Consider the following 24079-nt stretch of genomic DNA (forward strand, 5'->3'; position numbering starts at 1 on the left):
ATTTAAAATTAAACAAAATCTGAAATAAGTTCAGATTAAAAAAATAAAACTATGAAAGCTATTTGGAATAATAAAATTATCGCAGAAAGTGATAAAACTCAACTGTTAGAAGGAAATCATTATTTTCCGGCTGAAAGTATTAAAAAAGAATACTTTTCAGAGTCTCAAACACATACAACTTGTCCTTACAAAGGTGTTGCGAGTTATTACAATGTCAATGTGGAAGGAAAAGAAAACAAAGATGCAGCTTGGTTTTATCCTGAAGTTAAAGCTGGTTTTACCCCAATAAAAGGATATGTTGCCTTTTGGAAAGGTGTAACTGTTGAAAAATAAAACTATGAACATCGAAACCTTACTTCAAAAATTTAAAGCAACTCGAATTAATACTGAAAATCTCTGTAAACCTTTGGCTATAGAAGATTATTCGGTTCAACCTAATGAAAATGTTTCTCCTCCAAAATGGCATTTAGCGCATTCTACATGGTTTTTTGAACAGTTTATTCTAATTCAATTTGATAAAAATTATAAAGTTTTTCACGAAGATTTTGGTTTTCTATTCAACAGTTATTACAACAATGCAGGAAAAAGAATTTTACGACCAAACAGAGGTTTAATGACTAGACCTGTTGTAGCTGAAGTTTTGGAATATCGAAAATATGTAACCCAAAAAATTATTGATCTAGTTGAAAATAATCCTTCAGATGAAATTCTTAAACTCCTTGAAATTGGAATCAATCACGAAGAACAACATCAAGAATTATTGGCTTATGATATCAAATTTATTTTAGGAAATCAACCCACTTTTCCGGTTTTTGAAACAGAAATGCATTTAAAAGATGAAACACAAAAACCTGAGTTTATTGAACTAAAAGAAGGTGTTTATGAAATTGGACACAAAGATTCGAGTTTTTGTTTTGATAACGAATTGGGTGTTCATAAAACATACATTCAACATACAGAAATAGCGAATAAGCTAGTCACTAATGGAGAATTTATAGAGTTTATGAATGCTGGTGGTTATGAAGACTTCAATTTATGGCACGCTGAAGGTTGGGATTTTATCAATCAAAACAACATAAAAGCTCCTTTATATTGGTACAAAATTGACGAAAATTGGTACTATTATAATTTTAATGGATTAGAAAAGGTAAATCCAAATTTACCAGTCATGCATTGCAGTTATTATGAAGCTTATGCTTTTGCAGAATGGAAAGGAATGCGTTTGCCAACAGAATTTGAATGGGAAATTGCCTCAGAGAAATTAAATTCTGGTCAACTTTGGGAATGGACTTCAAGTGCTTATTTGCCTTATCCCAATTTTGAAAAAGCAGCAGGAGCATTAGGAGAATACAATGGAAAATTTATGGTGAACCAACACGTTTTAAGAGGTTCATCTATAGCAACACCAAAAAATCACAATCGAAAAACCTATAGAAATTTTTTCCACACTAGTTCACGTTGGATATTTTCTGGAATTAGACTTGCAAAAAAATAAAAATTAATGAATCAAACTTTTTACAAAGATGTAATTGAAGGACTTTCAAAACATCAAAAAACACTCTCTTCGAAATATTTTTATGATGATGCTGGTGATAAAATTTTTCAAGAAATAATGCAAATGGAAGAATATTACCTTCCGCAATGCGAATTAGAAATATTAAACAATCAAACGGAAAAAATTGTAAATAGTTTTGGTTATGAAAGTTTTGATATTGTGGGTTTAGGAGCTGGAGATGGTTCCAAAACAAAGCATTTTTTAAAGAGAATTACCGATTTAAACAAGAAAATTGTTTATTATCCTTTGGATATTTCTGCTGATGTTTTGGAAACTAATAAGCAAAATATAACAGCTCATATTCCTTCAATTCAAGTGTATCCTATTGCTGGTGATTATTTTGAAACTTTAGATAAATTGATTCATGATAATCCTAAAATCATTTTGTTTTTGGGAAGTACCATCGGAAACTATGACAAACAAAGTGCAGAACTGTTCATGAAAAAGATTTATGACATGATGGATGAACGTGATATTTTGATGGTCAGTTTTGATTTGAAAAAAAATCCACATAAAGTTTTGGCCGCTTACAATGATGAAAAAGGAATTACCAAAAGGTTCAATTTGAATTTGTTAAAAAGAATTAATCGTGAATTAAACGGAAATTTTGACATCGAACAATTTGATCATTATCCTTATTATGATCCAATTTCTGGCACAACATATAGTTACATTTTTAGTAAAATTGACCAAACGGTAACTATTGAAAATCAAGAAATTAGTTTTAAAGCCAACGAAATGATTCACACTGAAATTTCTCAAAAATATAGTTTAAATACGATTGAAACTTTCAAAAATAATATTGGTTTTAAGAGTGTGGAACATTTTTTAGATGAAGGAAAAAGTTATGCAATAAGTTTATTTAAAAAGTAAAAAAATGAGTTCCATTGGAATAATTGGTGGCATTGGCTATAAAGCAACAACTTATTTTTATGAGAAAATAAACGCTTTGTACGAACAAAAAAAGGGAAAAGGAAATTCGTGTCCTATCCTACTCGTTTCTTTAAATTTTAAAGATATAAATGTTTTGTTGCCTTATGAAATGGAAAAAGTAGCTGAATTAATCACACCAACAATAAAATTTTTAGACCAACAAGATATTAGTTGTGCGGTTTTGGTCAATAATACAATGCATAAAGCTTTGGATATTGTTTTGGATAAAAACAAACTATTGAAACCTTATTGTCATATTGGGAATTTGGTGAACCAAAAATTAAATAAAGTTAATGAAGTTTCCAACATTATCATTTTAGGAACAGCTTTTACAATGCAAGATGAGTATTTGAAATCATTTGTGCCAAAAAGACATAATTTAATAAGACCAAGTATAGAAATCATTGAAAAAGTTGATGACTTAAGAAAAATATATTTTGAGAGCACAGATGAAGGAAAAGCAAAAAAATGTTATCAATTATTAATTGAAACCTATACAGAAAATGTTATTTTTATCGTAGCTTGTACAGAGTTATCAATAGCATTTTCAAACATAAGAAATAAAAAAAATTGGGTTGATACCATTGATTTACAATGCGAAGTAGCTCTAGAAAAATTAAAAAATTAATACTATGCTAAACTGGAATAACTTAATACAATTTGCAAGAACTGGAAATCCTGAACCCGATAAAAAAGTCGTAAAAACAGAAGCAGAATGGAAAGCTCAATTAACGGAAGAACAATACAGAATTACTCGTTTAAAAGGAACAGAACGACCTCACAGTTCTGAATTATGTTCGCTTTTTGAACCAGGAATTTATGCTTGTGTTTGTTGTGATACATTACTATTTGATGGAAGTGAAAAATTTGAAAGTGGAACAGGTTGGCCATCTTTCACGCAACCTATAAAAGAAAATGCAGTTGGTTATGTAAAAGATATTTCTTTTGGCATGATAAGAATTGAAGCGGTTTGCAATACTTGTGATGCCCATTTAGGTCACGTTTTTCCTGATGGACCAGAGCCAAGTGGTTTGCGTTATTGCATGAATGCTGTTTCTTTAAAGAAAATGAAATAACTAATTTTGGAAAAATTACTAGGTGAAATAAGAGATTGTAAAGTTTGTGAGCCTCATTTGTCATTAGGTGCAAATCCTGTTTTGTATGCTAGTAAAACCAGTAAAATTTTAATAATTGGACAAGCACCTGGAAGAATTGTTCACACTACTGGTATAGCTTGGAACGACAAGAGTGGAGATACATTGAGAAATTGGTTAGGTATTAATAAAGAAACCTTTTATAATCCTAACATTTTTGCAACAATTCCCATGGGGTTTTGTTTTCCAGGAACAGGAAAATCAGGAGATTTGCCACCAAGAAAAGAATGTTTTCCTCTTTGGCATCATAAAATATTGTCTGAAATTGAGGGCAATCCTCTAATTTTATTAATTGGTCAATATGCACAAAAACAATATTTACAGGAATATGCTAAATCAAATTTAACGGAAACTGTAAAGTCATTTAATGAATATTTACCCAAATACTTTCCGTTGCCACATCCATCACCAAGAAATAATATTTGGATGAAGAAAAATACTTGGTTTGAGGAAGAAGTCTTACCGACTTTAAAAGAAATTGTAAAGAAAAAAATCTAAACTACTCAAAAATCAATTTCTTCGATTTGATAAATTTATTGTCTTTGTAATAAAATGCTTTTCTTTTACTTAAATCAACTTTTATAACATCACAGTTATTAATGATTTTAATAAAAGTTGGTTTTCCCATATATGATAATTCAACTTTTTTTGTTTTATTATTCAAAATCACGAATGCTTTTCCATCAAAATCAGTTTTAACAACATGTGAGTTACTAATGATTAAACTTCCTCGTTGAATTGGACCAGATTCTCCTTTAATTTCAAAAGTAATATTATGCTTATTCTTTTTAGAATCTTTAAACCCATAATCATCAAACATTTTTCTAAAAAAACTCATTCTTTCATCACATTCTAAACCTAAAACATCTTTGAATTCTTCAGATTTAGGAAATAAATAATACTTATCGCATTCAAAACAAATTTCTATAACTGAAATTACTTTTTCATTTTTATCAAGAAATAAAATGGCATTTCTTGGAGTATAACACAATGCATATGAAATATTATTGGGTTTTTCTTGATTTATCACTCTGTAATCAAAATTATACATTAAGTTACTTAGCATATTAATTGATTTAGTTTTAAGAATAACAACTTTAGTTGCATCAAACATTTTTAAATTTAATTAATCATGATATACAAACTCTTTTTTAATTTTATATCCATAATGAGATAAATTAATACTATCTCTTATTCTTAACCCATAAGCTTCAGCATTTGGATAACTAATTAATAAAACCTTTTCAGCTTCACTAAATGGAAAAATAGAATTTCGTTCTTCAATAGTTTTAGTTCCAAAAAATCCACACTCAACATTACTCTTATTTTGAGAATATGAAATATTATGAAGACATAAAAAAAGTAGTAAAATGTTGAAGATGTTTTTCATCATAGAAAGATTAAATAAATCCAAAAATATACTGGAACTAAAGAAATTAATACTAATATAATTTTCTCATTCAATTGTTTAGTTTCTTTTAAAATAAGTATAGAACTAATCAAAGATAAAAGTAAAGCAAAAAAATGAAGTAAATAACAAGAGTAGTTTCCATAAACATAGATCCATCTATAATCAGAAAATCTAAAATATCTTGAAACTCTGACTATAAAAAAAGCAGCTAAAAAAGCAACAATAATATAATCTGTATTTCTATATAAGTTTCTAAAAATCATATTATTATGACTTGAAATTAACTGCTAACTAAAACTGAAAACTGCCAATTTTCTTAAATTCCAGCTACAACCTTAATCTCACCAATAATTCTATTCGCTAAATCATCTGCTAATTGTTGCGTTTGAGCTTCTGTGTAAATTCTAATAATGGGTTCTGTGTTTGATTTTCTTAAATGCACCCAATTTTCAGCAAAGTCAATTTTTACACCATCTATTGTAGCGATGTCTTCGTTTTTGTACTTTTCAGTCATGGCTTCTAAAATCGCATCCACATCAATTTGTGGTGTTAATTCAATTTTATTTTTGCTCATGTAATATTGAGGATAACTGGCTCTTAATTCGGCAACAGTCATGTCTAAATTAGCTAAATGTGTCAAAAATAATGCTACACCAACCAAACTATCTCTTCCATAATGACTTTCTGGATAAATGATTCCACCGTTTCCTTCACCACCAATAATAGCATTGGTTTTCTTCATTAATTCTACAACATTCACTTCACCAACAGCACTAGCTTGGTAGTTTCCGTTGTGTTTGTTCGTAATATCACGCAAAGCACGAGACGAACTCATGTTAGAAACTGTATTTCCTGGAGTTTTGCTCAACACATAATCAGCACAAGCCACCAAAGTATATTCTTCACCAAACATTTCACCATCATTAGAAATAAAAGCCAATCTATCTACATCAGGATCCACTACAATTCCGAAATCAGCATTTTCATCTACAACTAGTTTACAAATGTCTCCTAAATGTTCTTTCAAAGGTTCTGGATTATGAGGAAAATGACCGTTGGGATCGCAATATAGTTTCACGACTTCAACACCCATTTGTTCTAATAAATTCGGAATTACAATTCCACCAGAAGAATTTACACCATCAACAACCACTTTAAATTTACGCATTTTTACAGCTTCAGCATCAACCAAAGGCAAATCTAAAACTTCATCAATATGAATATCCATATAGGAGTCATTCACAGTAACTTCTCCTAATGAATCCACATCTACAAAATCAAAAGATTCACTTTCAGCAATTTCAAGAATTAATTCTCCTTCTTTTCCACTTAAAAATTCACCTTTTGCATTTAACAATTTCAAAGCATTCCATTGTTTTGGATTGTGAGAAGCTGTTAAGATAATTCCACCATCAGCTTTTTCCAAAGGAACAGCGATTTCAACGGTTGGAGTTGTTGATAAACCTAAATCAATCACATCAATTCCTAAACCAACTAAGGTATTTTGCACCAAATTATGAATCATTGGACCTGAAATTCTTGCATCACGACCAATTACTACTTTTAGTTTGTCTTTTGGAGTATTTTGTTTTAAAAAAGTTCCATAAGCTGAAGCGAATTTTACTGCATCAACTGGTGTAAGGTTCTCTCCTACTTTTCCTCCAATGGTTCCACGAATTCCTGATATTGATTTTATTAAAGTCATTTTTATTTTTAGGTTAAAAAGGTTATGAGGTTAAAAGGTTATGAGTTGACATATTTTTAACAATGACAAATATAAGTAAAGTAACACATATGAAATAATAGTGTTTTAAAAAATTGTACATTTACATGGTCATTTTTTCACAATACCTTTTAAGCATTTAAACACCTAACCTTTTAACCTACTTAATGAACTTCCTAGCTCACATTTACCTTTCAGACAACAACGATTTTATTAAAATTGGCAATTTCATGGCTGATGGTATTCGAGGAAATGATTATTTGAATTATCCTGATGAAATAAAAAAAGGAATCATTTTACATCGATATATTGACACTTTCACAGATGCCAATGAAATCTTTAGAATAAGTAAACACAGACTTCATGAACGTTATGGGCACTATTCTGGTGTGATTGTGGATATTTTGTATGATCATTTTTTAGCTAAAAATTGGTCTAACTATTCAGATGAATCTTTAACTAGTTTTGTATATAGTTTTTATCAATCTCTTGAAGATAATTATGATGTATTAAGTCCTAAAACAAAAAGAATTCTTCCGGTTATGATAGAACATAATTGGTTGGAGAGTTACGCTTCAGTTGAAGGTATTTCAAAGATTTTGTATCAAATGGATTATCGCACAAAATTCAAATCTAAGATGCAATTTGCTGTGGAAGAATTAGAAATGTTTTATAGCGATTTTGAAAATGAATTTACCTTGTTTTTTGAAGAATTGCGAAATCATGTAAAAGATAAATTAGTTGAATTGAATGAACTTTAAAGAAGAACTCATCAAGGAATTAAAAGCAAATTCTAATCGTGAAACAGCTATTCCAATGGAAAATTACATGAAAAATAATTTCCCTTTTTTAGGAATCAAAACTGAAAAACGAAGAGCAATTTTCAAAGCTGTTTATAAAAACATAAACCAAAAATCAAACTAAATTACAGAGATATAACTTGGCAATTATATCAAGAAAAAGAACGAGAAATACATCAATGTGCTATTGATTTAATTCAGAAAGAAATTAAAAAAAAGTTTGTCAATGAAGACATTCAATTCATTGAAAATCTTTTAATTACAAATTCTTGGTGGGATTCAGTTGACACTATTGCTAAATATTTAGTTGGTGGTTATTTAGAACAATTTCCAACAGAAACGTTACTAGTTATTGAACGCTTTTCTGATTCAGAAAACATGTGGTTAAACCGAACTGCAATTATATTTCAACTGGGTTATAAAGCAAATACCAATTTTGATTTGCTAAAAGCCGAATGTGAAAAACACAAGTATTCCAATGAATTTTTCATTCAAAAAGCAATCGGTTGGGCTTTGCGTGATTATAGTCGTTTTAACCCAAATGGAGTCAAAGAATATGTGAATTCAACAAATCTAAAACCATTGAGTAAAAAAGAAGCGTTACGTTTACTCTAAAAATCTTTCACATTCCATTCAAAAATGGTAATTTCGCAAGAATTAAAAAACAATCAGAATGATTCCGAAAAAAGTCAATCCTTTTTTTCGATTTATAAGCAAAAACTTTAAGCGATTAGAACGATTTATTTTTCTTCTAAAAACGTTTTTAACTCCAAGACAATTCATATATTTTTCATGTGTTTTGGTGGGAATTTCTTCTGCTTTAGCTGTAATTATTCTAAAAGCATTTGCTCACAAAGTTTATCAATTTTCTCAATATTTAGATGGTTTTTTACATTTACCTTATAGTAACAGTATTTTACCAATCATTGGAATTGTTTTAACTGTTTTTGTGGTACATAAATTTCTAGATGGTTCGATTCAAAAAGGAACGTCTCATATCATGTATGCTGTTGCCAAAAACAGTGGAATACTTCCAAAGAAACAATTATATTCTCAAATTATAACCAGTTCCTTAACGGTTGGTTTAGGAGGAAGTGCTGGTTTAGAATCTCCCATTACTGTAACTGGAGCTGCTTTTGGTAGTAATTATGCTCAAAATTATAGATTAAGTTACAAAGACCGAACATTGCTTTTAGCTTGTGGTGTCGCATCTGGAATTGCAGCCGCTTTTAATGCTCCAATTGCTGGAGTTTTATTTGCCATTGAAGTTGTGCTTGCAGAAATAAGTATCACAGCATTTATTCCTATTATGATTAGTGCTGCAACTGGTGCTTTGATTTCTACAATAGTTTTGGATGAAGATATATTAATCTCCTTCAAAAGTGTGGAAGGATTTGATTATCACAACCTTCATTTTTATGTTCTTTTAGGTTTTTTATCCGGATTACTTTCTATTTATTATGCTCGATATTTCAGAAAAATTGAACATTATTTTGTTAAAAGTAGATTTGGCATTTATCACAAAGCACTATTTGGAGCTGGACTTTTAGCCATTTTAATTTTCTTATTTCCAACATTATTTGGTGAAGGATATACAAGCATAAAAACTATAGCAGATAATCATCCCGAAAAGATTTTGGATAATACTTTATTAAATGGTTTCAAAGACAACAAATGGATTTTGTTACTTTTTGTGGGTGCAACTATGATGGTCAAAGTCTTTGCAACAGGTTTGACTTTAGGTTCTGGTGGAAACGGAGGAAACTTTGCACCTTCCCTTTTTGTAGGTTCGTATTTAGGTTTTGTATTGGCTTATTTTGTTAATTTAACTGGAATATCTAAGCTTCCTGTAACCAATTTTACTTTAGTTGGAATGGCTGGAATTCTGAGTGGATTATTTCATGCACCTTTAACAGCTATTTTCTTGATTGCAGAAATTACAAGTGGTTATGAATTAATGGTTCCTTTAATGATTGTTTCTTCGGTAAGTTATGCTATTTCAAAACGTTTCGAACCTTATTCTTTTGATATTAAGCACTTAGCGGACAAAGGAGAAGTTTTTACAGACAACAAAGACAAAAATATTTTAACATCCTTAGAATTATCAAAACTTATACAAACAGATTACAAGTCAATAATTGAATCTTCTAATTTAGATGAATTAATAGCTAAAATTCAGCAATCTGATGAAGTGATTTTTCCTGTTCTTAATGATAAAGACGAACTCGAAGGTTTAATTTATTTAGATGATGTTAGAAAATATATGTTTTCAGCTTTCAAAATAAAATATACTTCAACAGAGGAAGTTATGCAGCAACCTAAAGAACTTGTTTTTTATGATGAAACTATGGAAACTGTTATGGAAAAATTTGAAAACAGTGGCTCCAAAATTTTACCTGTTCTTAAAAACGGAAAATTTATAGGTTTTATTTCTAAACATTACGTTTTAATTAAATATAGAGAAAAATTAAAAGAAATGATTATTGAGTAGTTTTTTTCTTTATTTTTGATATAAACCTATACTTTATGAAAAAAATATTTTCCCTTTTAGTACTTATTATTAATTTACAATTCACTTTTTCTCAAGAATCTGATAAACTTGATGATGCTACAATTGAAACTTTAAAAAATAATTTACTTAAAAATACTTCCGAAAAATCATGCAAATGCATAGATTCAATTAACACCAATAACAAACAAAAAAAGCAAATTTCAAATGAAATAAATTCATGTATAGATAAAGAAATCAGTATTTATCAATTAGCTACTAAACTTTTTGAAGTTGGAAAAGACACAACTGCAGGTAATAAAACTATAAATGTAAATTATAATTTAGATAAAAACTCCAAAGAGTACAAAGATTATTATTATGAAATTGAGCGGTATTTGATGGAAAACTGCAAAGCAATTAAAGAAAAAGCAGCTTCAAATGAAATAGAAAATGAAAACTCTGTTTCAAAAAAAAAGAGAAGCTCTTGTTCAATATGATTTAGGAATCGATGAATCTAAAAAAGAAAATTACGAGGAAGCAATTAAATATTATAAAAAAGCAATAAAAATTGATCCAAATTTTGCATTTGCTTATGATAATATAGGAATTAGTTATAGGAAATTAGGAAATTATAAGGAAGCCATAAATTATTATGAAAAATCATTAAAAATTGATCCAAATGGTATAACTCCTCTTCAGAATATAGCGGTTGCATATCAGTATACTAAAGAATATGACAAATCAATTAAAACCTATAAAAAACTAGCAGAAATTGATCCACAAAATCCAGAAGTTTTTTATGGCATTGGTCATGTTTATACAAGCTATTTAAAAGAGTATGAAAAAGGGTTAGATTATTTGTGTAAAGCTTATAATATTTATGTAGAACAAAATTCACCTTATCGTTCTGATGCAGAAACCTTAATACAGATGATCTATTCTGAAATGAATAAAGCTGGAAATAAAGATAAATTCCTAGAAATTTTAGAAAAAAACAATATAAAGACTAATTGAAATTAATAAATAAAACCCTATTAAAGTTTTAAACTTTAATAGGGTTTGTTCTTATTTACTTTTCTCTCCAACAAAATAATCGCTTTGGTTTTTGAATAAAACATTAAAAGTTGTTAGACTTCCATAACATCTTGTAATGTATTGTTGCAATTCAATTTTCTCATTTGCTTCTAAATTACTAGAATTAATCTTTTGTTCCATAACTCTTAATCTATCTCTAACCATTATAATCTTATTGAAAAAAGTATCAATCGGAATTTCTTTATTTTGAGTCTGCGTTCCTGGTTCTAAAACGATTTTTCCACCTTTCCATTTGTCAGCTATTGATACTTTGGGTCCAATATCACTGTATTTTTCTAATAAATTCTTCAAAGCTTTTTCCACTTCATAAAAACTAACTGAATCTACTTCATCTTCTAAAGCTTCAATCACTTCAAAATCACTATCTAGTTCAATAGTTTCTAATCCATTTTCTATAAAAGTTACCCAATAAAATTTTGGAGAAACGTTGGTTACAACTCCTACTCCAAATTCATTATGTTTTATCCTTGATCCTATTCCTAATAATTTCATTTATTTCATTTTTTAATCGCTCAAAAATATAAAAACTTTTCTTAAAACAATTCGTCTCATTCTTGAAATCTCTATAAAAATAGTATCTTTGCTTTTTGCCAAAAATTATGCTAAAAACTGAAGAAACTATTGAAATTATTGGGGCTCGTGCTCATAATTTAAAAAATATAGATGTAACAATACCTAGAGAAAAATTAGTGGTCATCACTGGTGTTTCTGGTTCAGGAAAATCATCTTTAGCCTTTGATACCATTTACGCAGAAGGACAAAGACGATACATTGAAACATTCTCTGCTTATGCTCGACAATTCTTAGGTGGTTTAGAACGTCCAGATGTTGATAAAATCGACGGACTTTCTCCTGTTATTGCCATCGAACAAAAAACTACCAGTAAAAGTCCTCGTTCAACTGTTGGAACTATTACTGAAATTTATGATTTTCTTCGTCTTTTGTATGCTAGAGCTGGTGATGCTTATAGTTACAATACTGGTGAAAAAATGGTTTCGTATTCTGATGAACAAATCAAAGAATTGATTGTTGAAAATTTTAATGGAAAACGCATCAATATTTTGGCACCTGTGGTTCGTTCTCGTAAAGGTCATTATCGCGAACTTTTTGAACAAATTGCCAAACAAGGTTTCTTAAAAGTCAGAGTTGACGGAACAATTCGTGATTTAGATTATGGAATGAAAGTCGATCGTTACAAAACACACGACATCGAAATCGTGATTGATAGAATGGCAATTGATGAAACCGAAGACACAGACAAACGCTTGAACGAAAGCATCAAAACAGCCATGTATCATGGTGATGATATCATGATGATTATTGAACAAGAAAGTCAAGAAGTACGTTACTTCAGTCGTAATTTGATGTGTCCAACTACTGGAATTTCTTATCCAAATCCAGAACCAAATAACTTTTCGTTCAACTCTCCAAAAGGTGCTTGTGAAAATTGCAACGGTTTAGGTGTGGTGAATGAAATCAATTTGAAAAAAATTGTTCCAAACCCGAAATTATCCATAAAAGCTGGTGGTTTTGCTCCTTTGGGTGAAATGAAATCGTCTTGGATTTTTAAACAATTAGAAATCATTGCTCATAAATTTGATTTTAAACTTTCTGATGCCATAGAAACTATTCCTCAACAAGCCATGGACATTATTCTGTATGGTGGAAATGAAAAATTTGAAGTGGTTTCAAAAGTCATGGGAATTACCAAAGAATATAAAATTGATTTTGAAGGAATTTCCAACTTCATCAAAAATCAATATGATGAAAGTAACACAGCTTCTTTAAAACGTTGGGCAAAAGAATTCATGGACGAAAATGAGTGTCCAGTTTGTGAAGGAAGTCGTTTACGCAAAGAATCGCTTTATTTTAAAATTGACGATAAAAATATAGGTGAATTGGTTCACATGGACGTCAACGAATTATTTGATTGGTTCAATAATTTACCTGAAAAATTATCCGAAAAACAAAATGCCATTGCCGTTGAAGTCATCAAAGAAATTGAATCGAGATTACAATTTTTATTAGATGTTGGGCTAAATTATCTGACGTTAAATAGAAGTTCAAAATCCCTTTCTGGTGGTGAAGCACAACGAATTCGATTAGCAACACAGATTGGATCGCAATTAGTTGGTGTTCTTTATATTTTAGATGAACCTAGTATTGGATTGCATCAAAGAGATAATGAACGATTAATAAAATCACTTGAAAATTTGCGTGATATTGGTAATTCGGTTATTGTTGTCGAACATGACAAAGATATGATTGAACGTGCTGATTACGTGATTGATATTGGTCCAAAAGCAGGAAGGTTTGGTGGAAAAATCATCAGCGAAGGAACTCCAAAAGAATTACTGAAAGAAAATACCATGACTGCTCAATACATGAGTGGAAAAATGAAAATAGAAGTTCCAACAGAAAGAAGAAAAGGAAACGGAAAAACCTTAAAACTTTCAGGTGCAACGGGAAATAATTTAAAAAATGTTACTGTTGAATTTCCTTTAGGACAAATGATATGTGTAACTGGTGTTTCAGGTTCTGGTAAATCTACTTTGATTAATGGAACACTCTACCCTATTTTAAATGCTCACTTTTTTAATGGTGTAAAAAAACCTCAACCTTACAAAAAAATTGAAGGTTTAGAACATATTGACAAAGTAATTGAAATTGACCAAAGTCCGATTGGTAGAACACCAAGAAGTAATCCAGCTACTTACACCGATGTTTTTTCTGAAATAAGAAAATTATATACAATGACACCAGAAGCCATGATTCGTGGTTATAAAGCGGGTCGTTTTAGCTTTAATGTTTCTGGTGGACGATGTGATACTTGTGAGGGTTCAGGTGTTAGAACTATTGAAATGAGTTTTTTACCAGATGTTTATGTGGAATGTGAAACTTGTCAAGGAAAACGTTTTAACAGAGAAACTTTGGAAATTCGCTACAAAGGAAAATCGATTTCTGATGTATTGAATATGACGGTTGATGAAGCGGTTGATTTCTTTGAAAATATTCCGAAAATCTATCGAAAAGTTAAAACCATTCAAGATGTTGGTTTAGGTTATATCACTTTAGGTCAACAAAGTACAACCCTTTCTGGTGGAGAGGCACAACGAATTAAATTAGCTTCTGAATTATCAAAAAAAGACACAGGTAACACTTTCTATATTTTAGATGAACCTACAACTGGATTGCATTTTGAAGACATTAGAGTTTTAATGAATGTTATCAATAAATTAGTTGATAAAGGTAACACTGTTTTAATTATTGAACACAATTTAGATGTTGTAAAATTAGCCGATTACATCATTGATATTGGTTATGAAGGAGGAAAAGGTGGTGGACAACTAATAGCTAAAGGAACACCAGAAGAAATTGTGAAAAATAAAAAAAGCTACACGGCTCAATTCTTGAAAAAAGAATTAAATTAGTACGTTTGTTTAATTATAAAAAGAAAAGAATATGTCAGTAGAACAATACGAAAATGACGATCAAAGAATACAAGATAAGTTAAAACAAAAAACTTGGAATGAAATAAGAACTAACGATTCATGGGCAATCTTCAAAATCATGTCCGAATTTGTTAATGGTTACGAAGCCATGGGAAGAATTGGTCCATGTGTATCCATTTTTGGTTCAGCAAGAACAAAATCAGATGATCCTAACTATTTATTAGCTGAAAAAATTGCCTACAAAATAAGTAAAGGTGGTTATGGAGTTATCACTGGAGGTGGTCCAGGAATTATGGAAGCTGGAAATAAAGGAGCTCATTTTGGTGGTGGAACTTCAGTAGGTTTAAATATAGAATTACCTTTTGAACAACATTTCAACCCTTATATTGATAGAGATAAAAACCTGAATTTTGATTACTTCTTTGTTAGAAAAGTAATGTTTGTTAAGTACTCACAAGGATTTGTTGTTATGCCAGGTGGATTTGGTACTTTGGACGAAATGTTTGAAGCCATCACTTTAATTCAAACTAAAAAGATTGCTAAATTTCCGATTATTTTAGTTGGAACAGAATTTTGGTCTGGTTTAATGGATTGGGTTAAATCTGTTTTAATTGAAAAATATAAAACGGTTAGTCCAGAAGATTTGAATTTAATTAAAATTGTAGATAATGAAGACCAAGTTTTAGAAGCTTTAGATAGTTTTTATAAGAAATATAATTTGTCTCCTAATTTTTAATAATTACAAATTGAATTTGTTCAACTCATATTAATTAGAATCAACTATTTTATATATTTTAAATGAAAATAATATTTGCTTTTATATTTTTAACATTATTTAGTTGTAAAAATTTTAATCAAGAGGATAAACTTCTAGAAAATATTCATGTAACTGATGAAGAAATTTATGAAGTAATAAACCTAATTATAGGTGAACATGACAAAGCAATGGAAAAGGATGGTTTTAAAATAAATTTTTATAGATATGTATTAGATAGAGATTCTGAACCACTTTTTAGTAAAACGGATAGTTTATATATTTTTAAAACAGATACTATTTTTTCAAAAAATGATGCTAGATTCATTCAACAACAAATTATTAATCGTAAAGAGTTTAAATTTAAAAGCAATTATATCAAATCCAAAAAAGTAATTTCAGAAGAAATTATAAAAAACATCATAAATGAACGCTATAAAACAGGTCAAACATTTTATGAAATTTATGAACAAAAGTTTGGTGAAAATTTATATTATAGGATAGGTTTACCTGTTTTTTCAGTTGATAAAAAAACTGTATTTATAAAATTTGATTCATTTGGAAGTGGTGAAACTTTAATATATAAAAAAGTTAAAAATAAATGGAGAATTTATTGTAAAATATCTAATTGGATTTCATAAAACAACTTACCTCCAAATTTTTAAAAACAAAAAAGTCCTTCAAATCAAAGGACTTTTTTATGAATTAATTTTAGAAAATTATTTAACAATAATCTTTCTTACAATACTTGAATTCTCACTAAAAATCTTAACCAAATAAACTCCAGCAGTAACATCACTTACTGATAAAGTAATTTCATTAGTAAATGATGCTTCTTTTATTTTTTGACCTGTTATAGAATAAATTTCAGCTTTAGCTTCAGCTTCTATTCCAGCAATTACAATATAATCTGTTGTTGGATTTGGATAAACAACAACTTTTGAAGTTTCAAAGTTTTCATTTCCTAATGTGTAAGGTTGTCCAATATTACTCCCAAAAATATAACTCGCTAAATCTGGATTATCAATAAACGGATTTCTATTTAATTGCCAAGTATAGATATAGTTATTTCTATTCATTTCAAAATCATCTGGTGGATCTTGTTGGTGCCATTGCAATAAAGTAGCTAAATCACCAATGTTTCCAGTAGGTGTTTCTGATGGGTTTCCATTAATTACATTCAAGCCGTTATAACGAACAGCCATGTAAAACAAAGCTCTTGCTACATCTCCTTTCCAGCTTCCAGCATTCCCTGTTGGTCCATTGTATTCTGTTCCATAATTTTTGTTGCTTCTAAAACTATTTTCAACCCCATCTTCGGCTCTAATATGATGTGCATCACCATGACCTGCCAATAAATCATTTGCACTTGTAGGTAACCAAACATTAATTCCATCCGCAAATGAAGAAGTCCCATCTTGAAATCCACCACGAGATTGCGGAAAAATATGCTCTCTATTCCAAACACCAATATTTGTATTTCCGGTTTGATAATCTAATTTAGATTTTGGCTGTTCCACATACATCAACCAAACTTGACTGCTGTTTAAAGGATTTACATCACTTTCTTTTAATATAAATTCAACATCTCCATAAGTATGAGCATGAACAACATTTGGGTCAGCAATAATATCTTGTAAAGCTTGTTTCAATGAAGCACCTGATAAACCATTTATTGAACTATAATACCCTGCAGGAGCTGTGCTAGAAACAATTCCGTAAGTTGGATTTAAAGGTGTTCCCCAAGGTTGCACAATAAAATTAGCATCATGAACTCTAACTTTTACATTATTTCTATTCATCATATAACCACTTGGAACCGTTTCTACATAAATTTTTAATTCTTCATCATCTTCATTAATTCCATCATTCAACAATTGGATAGTTTTCACAACAGTTGTTTGACCTACAGGAATTGTAACATTTAAATCTCCAGTAAAATCTGCTGAATCAAAATTTCCATTATCTAAAACATATGTAAAATTTAAATCAGTACCTGCAATTACCATATTAGCAGTAAAAGTAATCGTGAAACTATTTCCTTCATCAACTTCATCAACAGATGTTGTAATGTTAATTCTAGTAATAGGAATTCCTGTTCCATCATTATTCATTCCTGGAGTTGGAAGTTTTACTTCATAAGTTCCATCATTTTTTCTTTGAATAGAATTAGCTGTTGCATTATCAATTGAACAAGCCGTAATTCCTAAAATTGTCATTAAATTGGTTGGTGTCTTTGATGGACTGTTTGAATAAGCAACAGCATCAATTAAATTTGTTGCTGTGGCTGGTGTATCAAGAGGAAAATCAATATCATTTCCTAAATATAGAGCCACTACATCAGGACCGTTTTGAATACTACTGTTTGGAATTACACCAGCTGGTGCTGGAGAAACTCCACTATTTCCTACATGAATGATTCCATTAATATCTGTTACATATCCATCTAAATCAATTGTATAATAACTCAAATTACCAGAATAAGGTGCAGAACTTCCTGCATTATACAACACCAAAACATATCCATCTAATGTGAAATTTGGTGTAGAAGATTTTAATTCAATAAACTCTTCAGTATCAGTACTTGGATTATCAGCATCTACTTCATTTATAACAATTTGTGAGAAAATAAAGTTGGATAATAAAAGCGTAGAAGTTAAAAGTATTTTCTTAAACATATTTTTTTTACAAAGGTAACTATTTAAAAATGAATGAAAAAAAATCACTGTTAAACTAATATCAAGAATTCAAAAAAAAATAATGTTAATAAACCGTTTGTTAAGTCTTGATTTTGCTATATTTACATTCAAAAAATTGCTAAAATTTGAAATTATTTCGTTTCATACTACTCTTTTTATTGCTTCAAAGTAACGTTTGGGCTCAACATAAAATAAATTTGAATGTAAAAGTTGATACAGAAAAGCATCTCTTATATGTTCAACAAGAAATTATGTATGTCAATAATACCAGTGACACTCTTAAAACTATTCTTTTAAACGACTGGAACAATGCTTTCTCATCAAAAAATTCAGCTTTAGCAAGACGATTTTCTGATGAGTTTTCAAGAGTTTTTCATTTAGCAAAAGAAGAAGATAGAGGTTTTACAAAAATTAACTCTATTGTTGATGGAAATTATAATCAATTGACATGGGAAGATTTTGACAATAGAGTTGATGTAAAGAAAATAACGCTAACAGAACCTATTCTACCCAATTCACAACATAAAATTCTCTTTAATTATATAGTTAAAATTCCAAATGAAAAATTCACTAAATATGGGTTTGACAACAATGGAAATCTGTATTTAAAAGATTGGTTTTTAAACATTCCAAGATATGAAAACAAAAAATTTATTATTCAAAGTAATGAAAACTTAGATGACATTTCAAATGCTTTAAGTGATTATAAAATTGAAATTGCGTTTCCTAAAAATTATGAAGTTTTTAGTGATTTAAAACAAACCGAAGTTTTTGAAGACTTATCTAATAAAAAATATACTTTAACAGCAAATGGAAGACAAACAGTTTCACTTGTTTTTGAACCTATAGAGTCCATTTCATATAAAAACTATAAAAATGAGAATGTTGAAGTAGTATCTGATTTTGAAGATAAACGTTTATCTGAAATTCAAGTAGCTTTGGTAATTGATAAAGTTACTAAATATGTTACCAATGAGATTGGAGTTCCAAAAGAAAATAAGATTCTTGTTTCTAATGATGATTACGATAAAAATCCTTTTTATGGTGTAAATCAATTACCTTCTTTTATCAATCCTTTTCCTGATGAATTTATATTTGAGGTACGATTTTTAAAGACCTATTTGAATAATTTATTAAAAGAAAATATTCAAATTAACCATAGAAAAGACCATTGGATTGAAGAGGGAATTCAGCAATATGTTTTGATGAATTATATTGATTATCATTATCCAAAATTCAAAATGATGGGTAGTTTGTCAAAAATTAAAATACTCAAAGGCTACAACATTCTTTCCACAGATTTCAACGACCAGTTTTATTACGTTTATCTATTAATGGCTAGAAAAAATTTAGATCAACCTCTTGGAAGTGATAAAAACTCACTCATTAAATTCAATGAACAAATAGCCGGAAAATATAGAGCTGGTTTGAGTTTGCGATATTTAGATGCTTACCTAGAAAACAATATTGTATCAAAAAGTATCAGAGAGTTTTTAGACATGAATAAAAATGTTCAAACCTCTCGTTATGACTTTGAATTCATTCTAAAACAAAATACTGCAAAAGATATTGATTGGTTTTTTGATACTGTAATTAATAAAAGAGATTTAATTGATTACAAATTTGGACCTATAAAAAAACAAAAAGAAACTATAAGTGTTTCCATAAAAAACAAGACATTAACAAACGTTCCCATTCCATTATATGGTTTGAGTAATGACACTATTGTTTATAAAAAATGGTTAACAAACATTAAAACTGATACTACTATTGTTATTCCTAGAAATAATATTGACAAATTGGTTTTAAATTATAAAACTGAAGTTCCAGAATTTAATTTAAGGAACAACTGGCATTCTTTAAATGGTTTTTTATTTAACAATAGACCTTTAAAATTCACTTTTTTTAAAGATTTAGAAAATCCTTATTACAATCAAGTTTTTTACGTTCCAACTGCTGAATATAATCTATATGATGGTATTAAAGTGGGAATGAAAATTAACAATCGATCCGTTTTAAACAAACCATTTACATTTGATTTATCACCAGAATATTCTTCAAATACTCAAAAAATAGTAGGAAGTATATCAGGAATGGTCAATCAAAATGTTCGCGAAGGAAGATTGTATAATATTCGTTATGCCATGTCTGCTTCAACTTCTCATTATGCTCCTGAAGCTTTGTATACACGAATAATTCCTACAATTCAATTTAGATTTAGGGATAAAAATTTCAGATACAATAAAAACGAATACATACAATTATCTCAATATTATGTAAATCGAGAAAAATCGGCTTTTACAACAGATGCAAACACAGATAATTATTCTGTTTTTAATGCTCGATATTACAATATTCAATCAGAAATGACTAAATATTACTCTTTTCATACCGATTTACAAATTGCAAATTCTTTTGGAAAACTAGCTGCAGAAATTGAGTATCGAAAACTTTTTGAAGACAATAGAAGAATAAATCTTCGCTTTTATGTAGGGACTTTTATGTATAGAAGTACGAATTCAGATTTTTTTAGTTTTGGAGTCGATAGACCAACCGATTATTTATTCAATTATAATTTACTAGGTCGTTCAGAATCTTCTGGTTTATTTAGTCAACAATTTGTAATGAGTGAAGGTGGTTTTAAATCAAAATTTGAAACAAGATATGCCAACCAATGGATTTCAACTATAAACGGAAGTTTTAATATATGGAATTGGATTGAAGTTTATGGTGATGTAGGACTATTTAAAAACAAGTCGATTCAACCTAAATTTATCTATGATAGTGGAATTCGTTTAAATTTAGTGCCAGATTATTTTGAATTATATTTCCCAGTTCAATCTTCAAACGGATTTGAATTAAATCAAGATAATTATGGTCAAAAAATAAGATTTGTGGTTACTTTAAGTCCAAAAACTTTAATTTCACTATTTACTAGAAAATGGTTTTAGTTGATAATCTTGAAAAATAATCACCTTTAAGCTGTTTTTAGTTATTTATTTCTAATGAAATAGCCAAATATTATGAATAATTTATTTTTTGTTTAAAAAACAATAGATATTAACATAAATAATTCATTCAATTTATTAAATTTGTACCAAACCCAATTGTATTATTTATGGAAGCACAAACCAAACAAAATATTTCATTTGAAGATTTTAAGCAAGAAGTTCTTTCTGACTTAAAAATAGCCATTACTAGTAGAGAATGTAGTCTTCTTGGAAGAAAAGAAGTACTAACAGGAAAAGCAAAGTTTGGTATTTTTGGAGATGGAAAAGAAGTTCCCCAATTAGCTTTAGCAAAAGCGTTTAAAAATGGTGATTTCCGTTCAGGATATTATCGTGATCAAACTTTTATGATGGCAATTGGTGCTTTGAATATCGAACAGTTTTTTGCTGGTTTGTATGGTCATACAAATTTAGAAAATGATCCAATGAGTGCTGGTCGTCAAATGGGTGGACACTTTGCAACACACAGTTTAGATGAAAATGGAAATTGGAACAACTTAACATTACAAAAAAATTCGAGTGCTGATATCTCTCCTACTGCTGGACAAATGCCTCGTTTATTAGGTTTAGCTCAAGCTTCTAAAATATATAGAAATGTAAACGGAATTACCAATAAAACTAATTTTTCAATCAACGGAAATGAAGTAGCTTGGGGAACTATAGGAAATGCATCAACTTCTGAAGGTTTGTTTTTTGAAACGATTAATGCTGCTGGAGTTTTACAAGTTCCTATGGTAATGAGTGTTTGGGATGATGAATATGGAATTTCAGTACATGCAAAATACCAAACTACTAAAGAAAATATTTCAGAAATCTTAAAAGGTTTCCAAAGAGATGAAGATAATAACGGTTACGAAATTTTAAAAGTCAAAGGTTGGGATTATCCAGCTTTAATTGAAACCTACCAAAAAGCAGGTGAAATTGCAAGAGAACAACATGTTCCTGTTTTGATTCACGTGCAAGAGTTAACACAACCTCAAGGACATTCCACTTCAGGAAGTCACGAAAGATATAAAAATGCAGAACGTTTAGCTTGGGAAGCTGAGTTTGACTGTTTAGCAAAAATGAAAACTTGGTTAATTGAAAACAATTTAATCACTGCAGAAGAAATTGAAGAGTTAGAAAAAAACATCAAAAAAGAAGTTCTTGATGGCAAAAAAGCGGCTTGGAATGCTTACTTAAATCCTATCAAAACGGAACGTGATGAATTAGTAGAATTATTAAATTCAATTGCTGCTTCAAGTTCAAGCAAAGTTTTTATTGAAAAATATGCTTCAGATTTAGCTTCTATAAAAGAACCTATCAGAAAAGACACGCTTTCTACCGCTAGAAAAGTTTTACGTCTAATTAAAAATGAAGATAGTAAAGCCAATTTATCGTCTTGGATTTATGGATACAAAGAAACTATTCAACCTAAATTTAGTTCCCACTTATTCTCTTCTTCAAAAGATGCAATTTCAAAAATAAACGAAATTAAACCAATTTTTGATGATTCTGCAGAAGATGTTGACGCAAGAGTAGTAATTAGAGATAACTTTGATGCTATTTTCTCAAAATATCCTGAAACCTTAGTTTTTGGAGAAGATGCTGGAAATATTGGTGATGTAAACCAAGGTTTAGAAGGAATGCAAGAGAAATATGGAGAATTCAGAGTTTCAGATGCTGGAATTCGTGAAGCAACTATTTTAGGTCAAGGAATTGGAATGGCTATGAGAGGTTTACGTCCAATTGCAGAAATTCAATATTTAGATTATTTATTGTATGCTATTCAAATCATGAGTGATGATTTAGCTACTTTACAATACAGAACCAAAGGAAGACAAAAAGCACCACTAATTATTCGTACTCGTGGACACAGATTAGAAGGAATTTGGCATTCAGGTTCTCCAATGGGAATGATTATTAACGCGATTCGTGGAATTCATGTTTTAGTGCCTAGAAACATGACCAAAGCAGCAGGTTTTTATAATGCTTTATTGCAAACAGATGAACCAGCTTTAGTAATTGAATGTTTGAATGGTTATCGTTTAAAAGAAAAAATGCCAACTAACCTAGGAGAATTTACTACACCAATTGGAGTTGTAGAAACCATTAGAGAAGGAAAAGATATTACAATAGTTTCTTATGGTTCAACTTTGAGAATCGTAGAACAAGCTGCTAAAGAATTACAAGAACACGACATCAATGTTGAAATTATCGATGTTCAATCTTTATTACCTTTTGATTTAAATCATGATATTGTAAAAAGTATTCAAAAAACAAATCGTTTATTAGTAGTGGATGAAGATGTTCCTGGTGGAGCAAGTGCATATATTTTACAAGAAATTGTTGAAAATCAATCGGCTTATAATTATTTAGATAGCAAACCACAAACATTAGCTGCAAAACCTCACAGACCTTCTTATGGAACGGATGGTGATTATTTCTCAAAACCAAGTGCTGAAGATGTCTTCGAAAAGGTTTATGAAATAATGAATGAAGTGAATCCGAAAAAATACACTAACTTATATTAAACTAAAAATCCCAATTTGAATAAATTGGGATTTTTTTATTGAAAAACTTTTTAAACTAAGTAAGAAAAATCGATGAAACACATAAAAACACTATTAATAACTAAATTTATCAAAAAATAAAAAATATACGGTTTTACCGTAATTGATATAAGGTAGAAACCTATTATATTTGTCATAATTCAAATCATAAAATTAAGTATAAATACCTATTGTTTTATGAATACTGGTTTGATAAATTTGAATTCTAACAATTTTAAAAAATAATTTATGACAAAAAAATTAAACAGAATTTTAGTTATCATTTCATTTACAGCTTTATTTTTAGTATTTGGGTGTACAGAAGAATATGAAAAGGAAAACAACATTAATCAACAAAATAAAAATTTTGAAATTAAATATAAATCCTTTAACGAATTAATGAAAGAACAAAAATTTAGTTCTTCCTATAAAAAAGTTGATCAAAAATTAAAAACTGTAAATTAACATCTAAA

Annotated in this window: 23 protein-coding genes; 18 read left to right on the plus strand and 5 right to left on the minus strand. The window is 29.2% G+C overall.

The window, feature by feature from the left end; translation table 11 throughout:
* Positions 1-51: 51 nt before the first annotated feature.
* From ACFO3U_RS07985 to ACFO3U_RS08010, 6 genes are read left to right on the plus strand one after another with little or no spacing between them, the layout of a single operon-like run.
* A complete protein-coding gene (locus ACFO3U_RS07985; protein WP_379740300.1) occupies positions 52-333 on the plus strand; it encodes a DUF427 domain-containing protein in 282 nt (93 codons plus the stop codon).
* A 4-nt stretch (positions 334-337) separates the two neighbouring features.
* Positions 338-1495 carry an ergothioneine biosynthesis protein EgtB gene (egtB, locus tag ACFO3U_RS07990; RefSeq protein WP_379740303.1) on the plus strand — a complete coding sequence of 386 codons (1158 nt, stop codon included), beginning with the start codon at positions 338-340 and terminating at the stop codon, positions 1493-1495.
* A gap of 6 nt (positions 1496-1501) precedes the next feature.
* The gene (locus ACFO3U_RS07995) at positions 1502-2428 is read left to right on the plus strand and encodes an L-histidine N(alpha)-methyltransferase (protein ID WP_379740306.1); all 927 of its coding nucleotides are present in this window, start codon (positions 1502-1504) and stop codon (positions 2426-2428) included.
* A gap of 4 nt (positions 2429-2432) precedes the next feature.
* A complete protein-coding gene (locus tag ACFO3U_RS08000) occupies positions 2433-3116 on the plus strand; it encodes an aspartate/glutamate racemase family protein (protein ID WP_379740309.1) in 684 nt (227 codons plus the stop codon).
* A gap of 4 nt (positions 3117-3120) precedes the next feature.
* A complete protein-coding gene (gene msrB, locus ACFO3U_RS08005) occupies positions 3121-3564 on the plus strand; it encodes a peptide-methionine (R)-S-oxide reductase MsrB (RefSeq protein WP_379740312.1) in 444 nt (147 codons plus the stop codon).
* Between the two features lie 6 nt (positions 3565-3570).
* A complete protein-coding gene (locus tag ACFO3U_RS08010) occupies positions 3571-4140 on the plus strand; it encodes a uracil-DNA glycosylase family protein (RefSeq protein WP_379740315.1) in 570 nt (189 codons plus the stop codon).
* Between the two features lies 1 nt (position 4141).
* Here the strand turns inward: ACFO3U_RS08010 and ACFO3U_RS08015 are convergent, their stop codons facing one another.
* The 3 genes from ACFO3U_RS08015 to glmM form a co-directional block, all read right to left on the minus strand.
* Positions 4142-4708, minus strand: coding sequence for a hypothetical protein (locus tag ACFO3U_RS08015; protein ID WP_379740318.1), 567 nt, complete (start codon positions 4706-4708; stop codon positions 4142-4144).
* A 60-nt stretch (positions 4709-4768) separates the two neighbouring features.
* On the minus strand, positions 4769-5035 hold the full coding sequence (locus ACFO3U_RS08020) for a hypothetical protein (RefSeq protein ID WP_379740321.1): 267 nt from the start codon (positions 5033-5035) through the stop codon (positions 4769-4771).
* Positions 5036-5369: 334 nt separating this feature from the next.
* On the minus strand, positions 5370-6758 hold the full coding sequence (glmM, locus tag ACFO3U_RS08025) for a phosphoglucosamine mutase (RefSeq protein ID WP_379740324.1): 1389 nt from the start codon (positions 6756-6758) through the stop codon (positions 5370-5372).
* A gap of 185 nt (positions 6759-6943) precedes the next feature.
* On the opposite strand from glmM, the gene ACFO3U_RS08030 reads away from it, so the two are divergent.
* From ACFO3U_RS08030 to ACFO3U_RS08055, 6 genes are read left to right on the plus strand one after another with little or no spacing between them, the layout of a single operon-like run.
* Complete coding sequence (locus tag ACFO3U_RS08030) at positions 6944-7537, plus strand: acyl carrier protein phosphodiesterase (RefSeq protein WP_379740327.1); 594 nt, start codon at positions 6944-6946, stop codon at positions 7535-7537.
* Entirely contained in the window at positions 7527-7700 is a 174-nt protein-coding gene (locus tag ACFO3U_RS08035; RefSeq protein ID WP_379740330.1) for a DNA alkylation repair protein, read from the plus strand. The genes ACFO3U_RS08030 and ACFO3U_RS08035 overlap by 11 nt, the downstream gene beginning before the upstream one ends.
* 11 nt (positions 7701-7711) lie before the next feature.
* Complete coding sequence (locus ACFO3U_RS08040) at positions 7712-8191, plus strand: DNA alkylation repair protein (RefSeq protein WP_379740455.1); 480 nt, start codon at positions 7712-7714, stop codon at positions 8189-8191.
* Positions 8192-8249: 58 nt separating this feature from the next.
* Positions 8250-10067: a chloride channel protein gene (locus ACFO3U_RS08045; protein ID WP_379740333.1), complete on the plus strand. Its 1818-nt coding sequence runs from the start codon at positions 8250-8252 to the stop codon at positions 10065-10067.
* Positions 10068-10102: 35 nt separating this feature from the next.
* Entirely contained in the window at positions 10103-10564 is a 462-nt protein-coding gene (locus ACFO3U_RS08050; protein ID WP_379740336.1) for a hypothetical protein, read from the plus strand.
* Positions 10518-11081: a tetratricopeptide repeat protein gene (locus tag ACFO3U_RS08055; RefSeq protein ID WP_379740339.1), complete on the plus strand. Its 564-nt coding sequence runs from the start codon at positions 10518-10520 to the stop codon at positions 11079-11081. Before ACFO3U_RS08050 ends, ACFO3U_RS08055 begins: the two co-directional genes overlap by 47 nt.
* 51 nt (positions 11082-11132) lie before the next feature.
* Here the strand turns inward: ACFO3U_RS08055 and ACFO3U_RS08060 are convergent, their stop codons facing one another.
* Positions 11133-11654 (minus strand): hypothetical protein, encoded by a 522-nt coding sequence (locus ACFO3U_RS08060; protein WP_379740342.1) that lies wholly within the window; start codon positions 11652-11654, stop codon positions 11133-11135.
* A 107-nt stretch (positions 11655-11761) separates the two neighbouring features.
* On the opposite strand from ACFO3U_RS08060, the gene uvrA reads away from it, so the two are divergent.
* The 3 genes from uvrA to ACFO3U_RS08075 all read left to right on the plus strand — a co-directional run bounded on the left by uvrA (position 11762) and on the right by ACFO3U_RS08075 (position 16009).
* The gene (gene uvrA, locus ACFO3U_RS08065) at positions 11762-14593 is read left to right on the plus strand and encodes an excinuclease ABC subunit UvrA (protein ID WP_379740345.1); all 2832 of its coding nucleotides are present in this window, start codon (positions 11762-11764) and stop codon (positions 14591-14593) included.
* 31 nt (positions 14594-14624) lie between these two features.
* On the plus strand, positions 14625-15350 hold the full coding sequence (locus tag ACFO3U_RS08070; protein ID WP_379740348.1) for an LOG family protein: 726 nt from the start codon (positions 14625-14627) through the stop codon (positions 15348-15350).
* A 62-nt stretch (positions 15351-15412) separates the two neighbouring features.
* On the plus strand, positions 15413-16009 hold the full coding sequence (locus ACFO3U_RS08075) for a hypothetical protein (RefSeq protein ID WP_379740351.1): 597 nt from the start codon (positions 15413-15415) through the stop codon (positions 16007-16009).
* Positions 16010-16087: 78 nt separating this feature from the next.
* Here the strand turns inward: ACFO3U_RS08075 and ACFO3U_RS08080 are convergent, their stop codons facing one another.
* Positions 16088-18046, minus strand: coding sequence for an endonuclease (locus ACFO3U_RS08080; RefSeq protein ID WP_379740354.1), 1959 nt, complete (start codon positions 18044-18046; stop codon positions 16088-16090).
* 146 nt (positions 18047-18192) lie between these two features.
* On the opposite strand from ACFO3U_RS08080, the gene ACFO3U_RS08085 reads away from it, so the two are divergent.
* From ACFO3U_RS08085 to ACFO3U_RS08095, 3 genes are all read left to right on the plus strand, one after another.
* Positions 18193-21018, plus strand: a complete 2826-nt coding sequence (locus tag ACFO3U_RS08085; RefSeq protein ID WP_379740358.1) for a gluzincin family metallopeptidase — start codon at positions 18193-18195, stop codon at positions 21016-21018.
* A gap of 167 nt (positions 21019-21185) precedes the next feature.
* On the plus strand, positions 21186-23588 hold the full coding sequence (locus ACFO3U_RS08090; RefSeq protein WP_379740361.1) for an alpha-ketoacid dehydrogenase subunit alpha/beta: 2403 nt from the start codon (positions 21186-21188) through the stop codon (positions 23586-23588).
* 267 nt (positions 23589-23855) lie between these two features.
* Complete coding sequence (locus ACFO3U_RS08095) at positions 23856-24071, plus strand: hypothetical protein (protein WP_379740364.1); 216 nt, start codon at positions 23856-23858, stop codon at positions 24069-24071.
* Positions 24072-24079 lie beyond the last annotated feature (8 nt).

Origin of the sequence: Flavobacterium ponti (assembly GCF_042652765.1) — a bacterium.
In the GTDB taxonomy this organism is placed as follows: domain Bacteria; phylum Bacteroidota; class Bacteroidia; order Flavobacteriales; family Flavobacteriaceae; genus Flavobacterium; species Flavobacterium ponti.

Coding starts and splice junctions, on each gene's coding strand:
- ACFO3U_RS07985 (WP_379740300.1), top strand. CDS start 52: ATGAAAGCTATTTGGAATAATAAAATTATCGCAGAAAGTGATAAAACT.
- egtB (WP_379740303.1), top strand. CDS start 338: ATGAACATCGAAACCTTACTTCAAAAATTTAAAGCAACTCGAATTAAT.
- ACFO3U_RS07995 (WP_379740306.1), top strand. CDS start 1,502: ATGAATCAAACTTTTTACAAAGATGTAATTGAAGGACTTTCAAAACAT.
- ACFO3U_RS08000 (WP_379740309.1), top strand. CDS start 2,433: ATGAGTTCCATTGGAATAATTGGTGGCATTGGCTATAAAGCAACAACT.
- msrB (WP_379740312.1), top strand. CDS start 3,121: ATGCTAAACTGGAATAACTTAATACAATTTGCAAGAACTGGAAATCCT.
- ACFO3U_RS08015 (WP_379740318.1), bottom strand. CDS start 4,708: ATGCTAAGTAACTTAATGTATAATTTTGATTACAGAGTGATAAATCAA.
- ACFO3U_RS08020 (WP_379740321.1), bottom strand. CDS start 5,035: ATGATGAAAAACATCTTCAACATTTTACTACTTTTTTTATGTCTTCAT.
- glmM (WP_379740324.1), bottom strand. CDS start 6,758: ATGACTTTAATAAAATCAATATCAGGAATTCGTGGAACCATTGGAGGA.
- ACFO3U_RS08030 (WP_379740327.1), top strand. CDS start 6,944: ATGAACTTCCTAGCTCACATTTACCTTTCAGACAACAACGATTTTATT.
- ACFO3U_RS08035 (WP_379740330.1), top strand. CDS start 7,527: ATGAACTTTAAAGAAGAACTCATCAAGGAATTAAAAGCAAATTCTAAT.
- ACFO3U_RS08045 (WP_379740333.1), top strand. CDS start 8,250: ATGATTCCGAAAAAAGTCAATCCTTTTTTTCGATTTATAAGCAAAAAC.
- ACFO3U_RS08050 (WP_379740336.1), top strand. CDS start 10,103: ATGAAAAAAATATTTTCCCTTTTAGTACTTATTATTAATTTACAATTC.
- ACFO3U_RS08055 (WP_379740339.1), top strand. CDS start 10,518: ATGAAAACTCTGTTTCAAAAAAAAAGAGAAGCTCTTGTTCAATATGAT.
- ACFO3U_RS08060 (WP_379740342.1), bottom strand. CDS start 11,654: ATGAAATTATTAGGAATAGGATCAAGGATAAAACATAATGAATTTGGA.
- uvrA (WP_379740345.1), top strand. CDS start 11,762: ATGCTAAAAACTGAAGAAACTATTGAAATTATTGGGGCTCGTGCTCAT.
- ACFO3U_RS08070 (WP_379740348.1), top strand. CDS start 14,625: ATGTCAGTAGAACAATACGAAAATGACGATCAAAGAATACAAGATAAG.
- ACFO3U_RS08075 (WP_379740351.1), top strand. CDS start 15,413: ATGAAAATAATATTTGCTTTTATATTTTTAACATTATTTAGTTGTAAA.
- ACFO3U_RS08080 (WP_379740354.1), bottom strand. CDS start 18,046: ATGTTTAAGAAAATACTTTTAACTTCTACGCTTTTATTATCCAACTTT.
- ACFO3U_RS08090 (WP_379740361.1), top strand. CDS start 21,186: ATGGAAGCACAAACCAAACAAAATATTTCATTTGAAGATTTTAAGCAA.
- ACFO3U_RS08095 (WP_379740364.1), top strand. CDS start 23,856: ATGACAAAAAAATTAAACAGAATTTTAGTTATCATTTCATTTACAGCT.